This window comes from Cronbergia sp. UHCC 0137, from assembly GCF_034932285.1.
Lineage (GTDB): Bacteria > Cyanobacteriota > Cyanobacteriia > Cyanobacteriales > Nostocaceae > Cronbergia.
In genome coordinates this window covers 24,771-36,191 of record NZ_JAYGHC010000050.1, presented here as the reverse complement: position 1 = coordinate 36,191, position 11,421 = coordinate 24,771, and the positions used below count along the sequence as shown (strand labels likewise).

General features: G+C 38.7%; 12 protein-coding genes. 3 read left to right on the top strand and 9 right to left on the bottom strand.

What is annotated here, in order from left to right; all coding sequences use genetic code 11:
- Nucleotides 1-180 precede the first annotated feature (180 nt).
- The 4 genes from VB711_RS20770 to VB711_RS20755 all read right to left on the bottom strand — a co-directional run bounded on the left by VB711_RS20770 (nt 181) and on the right by VB711_RS20755 (nt 3,017).
- Complete coding sequence (locus tag VB711_RS20770; protein WP_323288187.1) at nt 181-1,080, bottom strand: MBL fold metallo-hydrolase; 900 nt, start codon at nt 1,078-1,080, stop codon at nt 181-183.
- 11 nt (nt 1,081-1,091) lie between these two features.
- Nucleotides 1,092-1,475 (bottom strand): aspartate 1-decarboxylase, encoded by a 384-nt coding sequence (gene panD / locus VB711_RS20765; protein WP_323288186.1) that lies wholly within the window; start codon nt 1,473-1,475, stop codon nt 1,092-1,094.
- A gap of 254 nt (nt 1,476-1,729) precedes the next feature.
- Nucleotides 1,730-2,242 carry an inorganic diphosphatase gene (locus tag VB711_RS20760; RefSeq protein WP_323288184.1) on the bottom strand — a complete coding sequence of 171 codons (513 nt, stop codon included), beginning with the start codon at nt 2,240-2,242 and terminating at the stop codon, nt 1,730-1,732.
- A 145-nt stretch (nt 2,243-2,387) separates the two neighbouring features.
- A complete protein-coding gene (locus tag VB711_RS20755) occupies nt 2,388-3,017 on the bottom strand; it encodes a TetR/AcrR family transcriptional regulator (RefSeq protein ID WP_323288183.1) in 630 nt (209 codons plus the stop codon).
- A 206-nt stretch (nt 3,018-3,223) separates the two neighbouring features.
- On the opposite strand from VB711_RS20755, the gene VB711_RS20750 reads away from it, so the two are divergent.
- Nucleotides 3,224-3,436: a hypothetical protein gene (locus VB711_RS20750; protein ID WP_323288182.1), complete on the top strand. Its 213-nt coding sequence runs from the start codon at nt 3,224-3,226 to the stop codon at nt 3,434-3,436.
- 154 nt (nt 3,437-3,590) lie between these two features.
- Nucleotides 3,591-4,334, top strand: a complete 744-nt coding sequence (locus VB711_RS20745) for a Coq4 family protein (protein WP_323288181.1) — start codon at nt 3,591-3,593, stop codon at nt 4,332-4,334.
- 126 nt (nt 4,335-4,460) lie between these two features.
- On the opposite strand, the gene VB711_RS20740 is transcribed toward VB711_RS20745, so the two are convergent.
- From VB711_RS20740 to VB711_RS20725, 4 genes are all read right to left on the bottom strand, one after another.
- On the bottom strand, nt 4,461-4,649 hold the full coding sequence (locus VB711_RS20740; protein ID WP_323288180.1) for a hypothetical protein: 189 nt from the start codon (nt 4,647-4,649) through the stop codon (nt 4,461-4,463).
- A gap of 447 nt (nt 4,650-5,096) precedes the next feature.
- Complete coding sequence (locus VB711_RS20735) at nt 5,097-6,068, bottom strand: DUF362 domain-containing protein (protein WP_323288179.1); 972 nt, start codon at nt 6,066-6,068, stop codon at nt 5,097-5,099.
- Between the two features lie 100 nt (nt 6,069-6,168).
- A complete protein-coding gene (locus VB711_RS20730; protein WP_323288178.1) occupies nt 6,169-6,624 on the bottom strand; it encodes a DUF29 domain-containing protein in 456 nt (151 codons plus the stop codon).
- Between the two features lie 328 nt (nt 6,625-6,952).
- Complete coding sequence (locus tag VB711_RS20725) at nt 6,953-8,383, bottom strand: aspartate ammonia-lyase (RefSeq protein WP_323288177.1); 1,431 nt, start codon at nt 8,381-8,383, stop codon at nt 6,953-6,955.
- 214 nt (nt 8,384-8,597) lie between these two features.
- Here VB711_RS20725 and asnB point away from each other — a divergent pair, with 214 nt between their 5' ends.
- Entirely contained in the window at nt 8,598-10,532 is a 1,935-nt protein-coding gene (gene asnB, locus VB711_RS20720) for an asparagine synthase (glutamine-hydrolyzing) (RefSeq protein WP_323288175.1), read from the top strand.
- Between the two features lie 273 nt (nt 10,533-10,805).
- Here the strand turns inward: asnB and VB711_RS20715 are convergent, their stop codons facing one another.
- Nucleotides 10,806-11,408 carry a superoxide dismutase gene (locus VB711_RS20715; protein ID WP_323288174.1) on the bottom strand — a complete coding sequence of 201 codons (603 nt, stop codon included), beginning with the start codon at nt 11,406-11,408 and terminating at the stop codon, nt 10,806-10,808.
- Nucleotides 11,409-11,421: the final 13 nt, after the last annotated feature.

The window sequence follows — 11,421 nt, the reverse complement described above, 5'->3', positions numbered from 1 at the left end:
CCTGAATCAATTAGGGTCATGGGTGGAGTATGATTTATTTTTCACCCATCCTCAACACCTACGGGATTTGCTCAGGATCTGTACCTAGAGCTTTCTGGTATGCTGCTAGTTTTTCTTGTTGCTTTCTTTCCTGAATTGCTATACCTTGGGCGATCGCTTCTGTTTGTTTTTTGGCTAAATTTAACTATTCAAATAAAATACCATACCTTCACGGGCTACCAATGCGTCAGGAAAGGCAGTATTAACTTCGTCTTGAATTTTATCCAGAAAATCATCGTGATCATCTGGGTGGTGGTGAGTAATGACTAACTTTTTGACACTACCACGATGAGCTAAATCCACCGCAATTTTCCAGAGTAATTCCGCAGATTCATGATTATAAGATGTTGGGGGATTATAAGTAGCATTGGCAATTAGCAAATCAACATCTTGAATAAGTTTTAAAGTTTCCCTTTCCTCATCTAGATCAAGGTTGTCGTGCAAATCTGTAGTGTAAGCAACACTATATTCCTGCCAATCTATTCTATAGCCCACTGAACGCTGATTTTTATTAATTAATGCTGTTGTAATTTTGATATCATTTAACTCTACTATCTTACCTGGAGTTAAATTACAAAACTCCATCTGTGACTTCATTCTCTGCAAAGGGTAAGGAAAGTAAGGCTGGAGCATTTGATCGCATAAATATTGCTTGATTGATGCACCATTAGAAGCAGATATACCGTAGATATAAAAACTATTTTCTGGACTAAAGGCTGGAGCAAAAAAGGGAAATCCTTGGATGCGATTAGATTGGGAATTGGTAAAAAATAAATTGGCTGTGAGAGGCTGTTGTTGTTGGTAGGTTTTCCCTAAAACACGTAACCCAGTACCTCCATCAAAAATCAACCGTTGTCCAGCTACATACATTTCTACACAGGCAGTATTACCGCCATAGCGGGTAGTGCTACTGCTTGGAGTCGGAATTAAACCACGCACACCCCAAAATCTGACTAAAAAATCCCCATTTATATTACCGAGTGTGGGATTTAGTTCTTCTGTAATATAAATTTGTGAATCAGACAACTCAATATTTAGCATTTTTCTTGGAATTAGAGCGTACTGAGTAGCTCATCGTAGTGTCTCACTTCTAACAACCGATTGTTTTCATCCACGATGACAACTGTAGGCGAGTAATGCTTTAGCTCCTCTATATTAAACTGCCCATAGGTCATGATGATCAAGCGATCGCCAACAATTCCTAACCTTGCTGCTGCACCATTTAACTCAATTACCCCTGAATTGGCTGGAGCAGGGATAGCATAAGTAACAAAACGTTGTCCATTAGCATTATTTACTACTTGTACTTGTTCATAGGGTAAAATTCCGGCTTTTTCCAAAAGAATCTTATCTATACTTATACTACCCACATAGTTGATATTTGCTCCTGTGAGAGTACAGTTGTGAATTTTCGCTAAAAGGAGAGTACGCTGCATTTGGTTTTGAGTGTTTTCGCCATCAGCGATAGTTTTTTAAGTAAAAATTAGCAAGGCTAATGTCGCTAAAGGGAAATTTTAAGATCAGATTTTTTATTATAACTTTATTTTGGTGCTGGTTGGTTGAAAAATTACAGGGGAAAGGTTCAAAAGGATAATACAGCAGATTGCAGATCAATGAGGTACAGAATTTAAATTAAAACCTATACACAAAGCTCCTGCTGTATCCTATTTCCTGTTCCCCATTTTTTCATCTATGCTTTAGCAGCTTTGATGAACTTTTCAACCAAGGGTATAACCTTGTCTACATCCTGCCAACCAAGGATTTGTGTCACCTTTTTTTCCAAATTTTTGTAACTACGGAAAAATTCGGCAATTTCTTCCAATCTGTGGGGTGCTACATCTTGCAATGATTTTACTTGAGCGTAGCGGGGATCTTTGTCAGGAACACAGATTATTTTTTCATCGCGATCGCCACCATCAATCATTTCCAAGAAACCAATTGGTCTAGCGGGAATGATGCAACCTGGGAATGTTGGCTCATCAATAATTACCATACCATCTAGCGGATCGCCATCATCTGCTAAGGTGTTGGGGATGAAGCCATAGTCATAGGGATATTTTACCGAGGAATAAAGTACCCGGTCTAGGGCAAAAGCTTGTAGTTCCTTGTCGTATTCGTATTTATTTTTACTCCCACCAGCAATTTCAATCAGTACATTAAGCACACCTGGCTTGGGTTGGGCAGGAATACGGGATAAATCCACAACAAAACTCCTCTGATAACAGTTAATTAAGGTAGCCCAGAAATAAGCTTCCTTTTGTAGAATTTTAGGACAATTGTGGATCTGTTCCCAAGATATTTATTGGCAGATGGTACAAGTACCCCATCTATCCCTGGGTTTGATCTGATCAAAAATAGCTTTGTAGATAGTTTAAGGTCAATTGTTTCGTTTCTTTCACCAGGCGTTGGCGAAACTTTTGCTCTTGACTGAGTGATAACCAGAGTAAGGTGCCGATCGCTTTGACTGCTACAAAAGCGATCGCTTCATAGTCGGCGGTTTCTAACTCTGGATTTCTTTGAGATAAAACCGTTGCCAAATCTCGAATTAGTTGAGTATCTATGGCGTTTTCGATTTCTTCTAGTTCGGGCATTGTCCCCTGAACTTCGATGAAAATGGCATGATAGCCGGGATGATCTGTAAAAAACTGCTCTGTGGTATCAATCATCTGATCTACATAAGCAGATAAGGGTAGCTTTGCCAATTCCATGCTATCTAGTAGCACCAACTGTTGATGGAGTAGTTCCCCATAGCGTTTGGCTAAGGCTTGTAGAATGGCGGCTTTGTCAGGAAAAAACTGGTACAGTGACCCAATCGGTACCTTAGCACGAGCAGCGATCGCGTTTGTTGTCGTACTGTTGTAGCCCTCTGTAATAAACATCTCTTCTGCTACATCTAAAATCCGATTAACCCTTTGCCGACTCCGGGCTTGGCTTGGTTTACGCCTCATTCCATCAGCACTTGATGAGCTTTCATTCATGAGATTGGTCTATACTTTCAAAAAATAAGTGAGCAATACTCACATTTTCCTTGACAAAACATGAGTGATACTCATATATTGAAAATGTGAGCGATACTCATATCTTAACTGGGGTGGGGAAATCGTTGCAAATATGTCATCTAGGAAATGACATTTATTTATATCGAACGTTTGAAATTAATTTTCTAGTTGGAGAGGAGTAGATCATGAATTATGCCTGTCTAATTAAATGGGGTCATCTGGGTTGGAGATTTTTGCGTTATAAGTTTTCTCCTTGGTTGATCTTAGCGATCGCCCCACTCAGGTTGCTGTTGTTATCAGGTAGTCAACGTACTCACGAACATATTCGGTATATGAGACTGCTGTGGAAGATTGACTTTGTTGGTGTTTATAGATTGGTGAATGATTTGCTTTGGTGAAATTGCGTCTTTTAAATTCACGACTTACACAAAATACCCTTCGACAAGCTCAGGGCATCGCAAGCTCAGTGACCACTCAAAACCTCATTTCTCTGTGAACTCTGTGCCTCTGTGGTTAGTTTATTCCGTAACTCGTGGGTAAATTCTGACACTGATGAAAAATACGTTAATCTTAAAATCTTTTGGAGGTTTGGATATGCAGCTAATGGATCTTTTTAAAACCAATCAACCCTCTGAGGCTGAACTACAACATCAAGTTCATTATCAAATGCTGATTATTTTTAAGTCATTTTTTTCCATGTTGTCGGGTGATAATAGCCTAGACTCGGTGGGTGAGATGACAGACGCTTTGCTAGAAACTCCAGCATTCGCGCTGACGGCAATACACCTGAAACGAGATCCAGCCTGTGGGAAACTGATTAGCGATCGCTATATTCCCCCATCCCATGATCTTGACAAATTACTCACCTATCCCCAGGATTCTCTGGGTTACATCTACGCTTCAACAATGAAAAAAACAGGATTGAATCCCAACCTCCATGGGGGGATGAAGGCTGAATCAGATGCCCATTATGTTGAACTGCGGTTGAGTCAGACCCATGATATCTGGCATATTTTGACGGGTTTTGATACATCCCTGATGGGTGAGATTGGCTTACAGGCCTTTCATTTGCCTCAGTTTCCCTATCCCCTAGCGACGATGCTAGTAGCAAATAGTTTGATGTCTAGTACATTACTTGCACCCCAAGAATTGCCTCCATTGCTAGAGGCGATCGCGCAAGGGCTGGAAATGGGTAAAACTGTAAAGCCATTATTTGCCCAAAAGTGGGAAGAGGCATGGGAAAAGCCCCTAAGCCAATGGCAAAGAGAATTAAACATTCAACCAAAGCTTCCATAAAAAAACGTTACCGAAATCAGCAACGCTTTTTTAGAGTATTGAGTTTTTTGGTTTCCAGACTGGAAATTTTTTGACTCAGAACTCAGCCTGAATCACAATTCCTGGTACAATTAGATTAAATTTTTGTTAATCTTCACCTCTAGACAAGTGATAGGTAAGAGGTTGCTGGTTATTCTGTACATCGGGGGATGAATAGTGGGAAATGACAAATACTGGTAAGATCAGGGTTAGTAGTGCGATCGCTGTTCCCACAATGTCTGCCAAGGGTTGGGAATATGTATCGGGAGAATTGGCAGACTGGCTATTTGGATTCATACAAAGTTGCGGTTCGTCCAATGACTTATAGTTTTACGGCTCAATAAAAACTGGAAATATCCAGATTTTACTTCTTTCTTTATTCAGGGCGAGGGAACAGTTAACCCTCAAAAAATTTACACGCTTAAACTAAACGCGATTAATTTATTGCCCTGTCCAAGAGAGTCGTATTTCTATTGTACCCATTTTTATTTGGTGAATTGTTCATTAGTAAACAATCTTATCCAGTTTAGAAACTGGCACAGTAGTTTATGTATCTAGATTTTTTTATGACTGGTAGGTTAGTAACCATTAGATAACCCCACCAAATATGAGTGGTGAGTTTTATCTTTTCAGGACTTACGCAAAATACCTCTAAACACCTCATTTCTCTGTGAACTCTGTGCCTCTGTGGTTAGTTTTTCAGTCACTTGTGCGTAAGTCCTATGGCTATTATTGATTCATGGGTTAATTTTTCCCGTAGACACTCATGGGTTCTTTAATAAATCGGATGTAAAGATGTTTGAATGTAGACTTAATCACGCGGGGCATGGCAAAGTCAATAGGCATTAATTGATCTGGTAATTTCCAATCTTCTATTTGTAATAAATCTGGGGATAAATTAGGGAATTGAATATCAGCTAATTCAGGACAAATTCCTAGTCTTTGAGAAGCGGATACAGTGGGGACTTGATGAGGTGGCACCTTGAGGATTTCTAACATAGCTAAATCCAAGGCAAATACATTTGTTGATGCTGCTAAAACTCCTAATTTACGGGGTTCTCCACCACTGGGTCCATTGCCTTCATGACCAATAATCCCATCTAAAATCGTTAAATTGGGATTTATAGCTTTAGCCGTTTCTACTAACATTTCCCCAAAACGGTTAGCATCTTTTCCTGCTTCCATGTGCCACCAAGCTTTCATTTTACCAGGAACACAACCAAAGAGATTTTTAACTCCTAAAGTTAAAGTTAGTTGCATATGAGATTTAACTTTGGGGAGATTAATTACCACATCTGCTTCCATTGCTTCTTTAGAAAGTCGCAGGTGGTTAAAATTTTCGTTGAGAGTTTGGTAGCGACTTCCGTGAAATTCGACAATGGGGATATGATTTTTTTCTAAAATAGGTAGTAAACCGTTGGCTATTGCCACACCTTTAGCACTACCAAAAGCGGGACTATCTCCTAAAAAGGGTTTACCACCAACTTCCATTACCATTTGAGCGACTACTTCCACTAATTCGGGGCGTGTGGTACACTCTTTAGTAGGACGAGATCCTGTGAGTAAGTTGGGTTTGAGTAAAACGCGATCGCCCTTTTTCACGAAAGCCCCCATTCCCCCCAAAGGTTCTAGTAGGGTTTCCAAGGATTCTCGTAATGCTTCTTGTTCGTAAGATGTAGCCCGGATCAGACTAACAGATGGTTTTTGAGTATTCATGGGGAATAATTGCGTTATTATATAACAATAATATAAACGAGATTTAGATAAAATCAAGGTAAAGCAGTTAAGTCAATAACAAGATTAGACAAGTCAGACTTTAACTTGAATATGGAAGCCACTGGATATCAAGTAATTGATCAAGGCAATAAGGGCATTCTGAAGGAAAATTAACGGAATTTTGTGTTTTGATTTTCACAAATCCTAATGCTTCTTGATAGATCAAATTTAGTTCTGATTCTAAATAATTACGAAGATTCGTTGTAATTCTTCGCTTTAATTGAGTTCTAAAAGTATAAATTTCTCCTGTCCAGTGAACTAAATTATTTTCGTGTTCACTTTTCCAATATTGAAGTAGTAATAAATGACGGATAATCTGCTCTAAAAGACTAGCTACAGCATTTTTATCTCTTCTTCCCAAATCCTCTAACTCCTCAATTAAATTTTCTAAATCTAATTCTTGAAATTGGTGATTTTTAAGTAATTTGATAGTTTCTTCTAGCCATTGAAAATCATCAATTTCGTAGAGTTTTTTTAAATCAGTAATACTTTTCATGACTCTGATCTAGTAAGATTATTTTAATTATATAGCAGTTAGGCATTGACAAAATATATTATATAAGGATGATAGATTTTATCTCTTGTAGGGTGCGTCAGACCCGATAATTTAGCAAACAACAGATTTTTTGGATCTGACGCACCGCACTGATTTAGATAAAGTCAGGTGCGTCAGAATCTGAAAGTTAATGATTTTAGCCTAAATTATTCTGTCTGACGCACCCTACGTTTATACATATTATTTGCATTCTGTACAGTGCGTAAGTTCTATTATATATAAATCCTGTCAGATCCCCAACTTGTTCCAAAAGTCGAGGATCTTCTATTTAGGTTAAAGGAACGATACCGGAGGTCAGCGCAGCTATCGCACTCATTTGGTCTAAATTTAATACTTCTGCTAATTCTGCTTCTGTCATCAAACCTTTTTCTAAAACTATCTGACGGAGAGATTTACCTGTTTCTAAAGATTCCTTAGCGACAGCAGCAGCATTGAGATATCCAATGTGGGGATTTAAGGCGGTGACTAATGCTAAACTACCTTCAGCATAGGCTAAACAGCGTTGTTGATTAGCGGTAATTCCTTGAATGCAGCTTGTAGTTAAAGCAGAGATTGTATTACCTAAAATTTCGATACTGTGAATTAAATTGTAGGCAATGAGGGGCATCATCACATTTAATTCTAATTGTCCAGCTTGGGCAGCCAGAGCGATCGCACTATCATATCCCATCACCTGAAAACATACCATTGATGTCATCTCTGCCATTACCGGGTTATATTTCCCTGGCATAATCGAAGAACCAGGTTGAACTGGGGGAAGTTGAATTTCTTTAAATCCTGTTTTGGGTCCAGAATCCATCAAACGCAAGTCGTGGGATATTTTGACCAAATCTTGGGCTAAATTCCGCAAGGCACCGGAAACATTGACGAATGGTGACATACTCTGCATGGCAGCCATTAAATGGGGTGCCGGTTCTAGGGGCATTTCCAGCAGTTGGGAAAGGGTTTCTACCACTCTAACTCGATATTTGGGGTGAGTATTCATCCCTGTTCCTGCCGCACTACCACCTAAACCGAGTACCATTAAGTCTCCAGAAGCGGTGTAAATGCGGTTTTGGTGTTCGGTGAGGATATAAGCCCAAGCGCGGAAATTCTCACCTAAACGCACAGGTACAGCGTCTTGGAGGTGGGTTCTGCCAGATTTGACGATATCTTGAAATTCGACGGCTTTAGCTTCTAAATCCAAAATAGCCTGTTCTAAAGCTGGGTGTAATTTTTGAGCAAGTGCTAATAAACCACCAATACGGATGGCTGTGGGAATCACATCATTGGTAGATTGTCCATAGTTTACATGATCATTGGGGCTAACCAGTTTGTAATTGCCTTTGACATCACCCAGAATTTCTAAAGCGCGATTTGCTAGAACTTCGTTGATGTTCATGTGGTGAGAAGTTCCCGCACCGGCTTGGTAGACATCGACAACGAATTGATCACGCAGTTTACCGGACAGGATTTCGTTTGTAGCTTGAATAATTGCTTGACTAATATCTTCAGGTATGCAGCCTAGTTCAGCGTTAACAATAGCCGTAGCTTTTTTAATATATAAACAGGCATCCACGTAAGTAGGAAGAGGCTTTAAGCCGCTAATAGGGAAGTTTTCTATGGCGCGTTGAGTTTGAATACCGTAGTAAACATTACCAGGGATAGAGCGATCGCCCATGGAATCCCGTTCTATCCTAAAATCTGTATTGTCAGTCATAGTAAATACATTAAAAATTAAATTTACCAATATTCTACCGGAAATAGCGCAATTTACCAAACAGACCCAAGTAGTTTTTTAACCCAAATTATGGATAAAAGGGTCTTTGCCTCTAAACTATACAACTTAAATTTGCCACAACTTAACCAGTCTTGATCTTACTTCAGACTAGGTTATACTTATGAAAATTTTACCAAAATAAGAGAGGTATTTTATGTGTGGCATAGTAGCATTGTTTTCAAACCTAGAGCCAATTTCCGAATCATTGTTAAAACAAAGTATCAATTCTTTAAACCATCGTGGTCCAGATGGACAAGGATTTTGGATTTCTGATGGAAACAAAGTGGCTTTAGGACACACAAGACTTAGTATCATCGACCTTAATCATGGTGAACAACCCATTAGTAATCAGGACGAAACTCTACATATAATTGTCAATGGAGAATTTTATGACTATGAACGGATACAAATAGATTTAAAACGCAGGGGATATAAGCTAAAAACCAACTCTGATAGTGAAATAGCCCTACATTTATACGATGAATTTGGAACACAATGCTTAAATTATTTGAGAGGAGAATTTGCTTTTATTATTTGGGATGAACGAAATAAATTACTTTTTGCCGCACGCGATCGCTTTGGCATCAAACCCCTTTACTATAGTTATTATAGAAATACACTTTATCTAGCCTCAGAGATTAAAGCTTTATTAGCTGCTGGTGTTCCAGCTTATTGGGATCATGAGGCTTTTTGGCAAGCCGAATCTGGTATTTTAGCTCCAGATCGCACAATGTTTCGGAATATTTTTCAAGTACCCCCCGGACATTTTTTAATTGGATCAGATTCAGGGGTAAAACTGCAACGTTATTGGGATTTTAATTATCCACTAATCAATGACTCCCTATCACAAACAACCCCAGAAGATTATATTGAACAACTTCGCAATACATTAGATGAAGCAGTCAAAATCAGATTGAGGGCAGATGTGCCAGTTGGTTGCTATCTCAGTGGTGGTCTAGATTCATCGACAGTGTTAGGAATAGCAGCAGAACATAGTGATGAACCTATTCAGGCATTTACTCTATCTTTTGATCATGAGGCTTATAACGAAGAAAGTTTTGTCCATGAAACAATAGCAAAAATAGGTGCTAATTTACATATTATTCCTATTCGCCAATCAGATTTAGCTGAAAATTTTGCGGATTCAATTTGGCATTGTGAAATGCTCTGCATTAACGGTAATACAACTGCTAAATATCTGTTGAGTCGAGCAGCACAAAATGCCGGCTATAAAGTTGTACTTACAGGGGAAGGGTCAGACGAAATATTTGGAGGTTATGTTCATTTCCGCCAAGATATGTTGCTCTATAATCAACAAAGACAAGATGAGCAGATAATAAAATCTCTCTTGGAAGAATTGAAATTAAAAAATCAAGTTTCAGCAGGAATACTATTAGCAGCAGATAACTATAATCCAGCTTTAAATACTATTCAAAGGTTGTTAGGATTTGTTCCATCTTGGATGGAGGCTTATAGTGAGGGCTATCGCAGGTCTTTTCCTCTGTATTCACCAGAGTTCATGGCTAATTTTTCCGAAAAAGATGTATATCGACTCTTTTTTAATCAAATAGATATACAAGGACAACTTGTTAACAGAGAACCTGTTCACCAATCTCTTTATTTGTGGTCTAAAACTATTTTACCTAATTATCTTTTGCGAATGTTAGGTGACGGTGTGGAGATGGCACATTCTATTGAAGGACGGCTACCTTTTTTAGATCACAAAGTTGTGGAATTAGTTCGGAATATGCCCGTTGCACTTAAAATTCGTGGTATCACAGAAAAATATATCTTAAAAGAAGCTGCAAAGCCGTTTATTACTGAGACAATCTATAATCGCCAAAAGCATCCATTTTTAGCTCCACCTTCGACTTTAAAGCCAAATGAACCATTACAAGAACTTGTTCAAGATACCCTACGCAGCGAAAAAATGTCTACTCTACCTTTCTATAATCATGCAGCAGTAATTAATTTGCTTGATCAATTACCAAAAATGGATGAAAGCAAAGGCAGTTCAATCGACGTAACTTTGATGAAAATGTTAAGTGCTTATTTTCTTCAAGAAAGGTTTGGACTCGCAAGTAATTAATTTTAGGGACTACCAAGAAATTTTCGTCTGTTTTTTTATTTGGAAGTCCCTTAGAAAAAAAACGACCAAATTTAGAACAATTTATTACAGAATTCAGACAATTACAATCCTGGAAATCCTCAAATCTTGGAAATCCTGTATCCCTTACGGGAGGTGTTAGCCATATCAGACAATTAATAAAAGCAGCCATAATATTAGTCATGACTGCTAATCATTATTGAAAAATAGATGATTCTTAGCAAATTACTAAGACCATGATTTAAAACTATTTCATCAAGCTTGAGCTAGATTTTCAGCAACGAAATCCCAATTAACCAATTGGTCAAAGAAATTTTTGATGAAAGCAGGACGAGCATTTTTGAAGTCAATGTAATAGGCGTGTTCCCAAACATCAAGGGTGAGGAGTGCCTTTTTACCATGCGCTAGGGGGTTTTCTGCGTTTGGTGTTTTCATTACCTTCAGTGTACCACCATCATCAACTAACCACGCCCAACCGCTACCAAACTGCGTGGCCGCAGCAGTGGAAAACTCTTCTTTGAATTTGTCAAAGCTACCAAAATCTTTGTCAATCTTAGCTGCTAATTCACCTGTGGGTGTGCCACCACCGGCTGGTTTTAAGCAGTTCCAAAAGAAACTGTGATTCCAAACTTGAGCAGCATTGTTAAAAATTCCCACTTTAGCGGAGTCTTTGAAAGCAATTTGGATTACTTCTTCCAAAGATTTATTCGCTAATTCTGTGCCGTCGGTGAGTTTATTAAGGTTGTCTACATAAGCTTTATGATGCTTACCGTAATGATACTCGAAAGTTTCGGCCTTCATGCCATAAGACTCTAGAGCGTTAGAATCGAAGGGTAAGGGGGGTTGTGTAAATGCCATTTTGCCAAATCCT

What these genes read in the sequence shown, in the direction of transcription:
- panD (WP_323288186.1), bottom strand. Translation starts at nt 1,475, where the DNA reads ATGCAGCGTACTCTCCTTTTAGCGAAAATTCACAACTGTACTCTCACA.
- VB711_RS20740 (WP_323288180.1), bottom strand. Translation starts at nt 4,649, where the DNA reads ATGAATCCAAATAGCCAGTCTGCCAATTCTCCCGATACATATTCCCAA.
- asnB (WP_323288175.1), top strand. Translation starts at nt 8,598, where the DNA reads ATGTGTGGCATAGTAGCATTGTTTTCAAACCTAGAGCCAATTTCCGAA.
- VB711_RS20745 (WP_323288181.1), top strand. Translation starts at nt 3,591, where the DNA reads ATGAAAAATACGTTAATCTTAAAATCTTTTGGAGGTTTGGATATGCAG.
- VB711_RS20755 (WP_323288183.1), bottom strand. Translation starts at nt 3,017, where the DNA reads ATGAATGAAAGCTCATCAAGTGCTGATGGAATGAGGCGTAAACCAAGC.
- VB711_RS20725 (WP_323288177.1), bottom strand. Translation starts at nt 8,383, where the DNA reads ATGACTGACAATACAGATTTTAGGATAGAACGGGATTCCATGGGCGAT.
- VB711_RS20735 (WP_323288179.1), bottom strand. Translation starts at nt 6,068, where the DNA reads ATGAATACTCAAAAACCATCTGTTAGTCTGATCCGGGCTACATCTTAC.
- VB711_RS20730 (WP_323288178.1), bottom strand. Translation starts at nt 6,624, where the DNA reads ATGAAAAGTATTACTGATTTAAAAAAACTCTACGAAATTGATGATTTT.
- VB711_RS20770 (WP_323288187.1), bottom strand. Translation starts at nt 1,080, where the DNA reads ATGCTAAATATTGAGTTGTCTGATTCACAAATTTATATTACAGAAGAA.
- VB711_RS20715 (WP_323288174.1), bottom strand. Translation starts at nt 11,408, where the DNA reads ATGGCATTTACACAACCCCCCTTACCCTTCGATTCTAACGCTCTAGAG.
- VB711_RS20750 (WP_323288182.1), top strand. Translation starts at nt 3,224, where the DNA reads ATGAATTATGCCTGTCTAATTAAATGGGGTCATCTGGGTTGGAGATTT.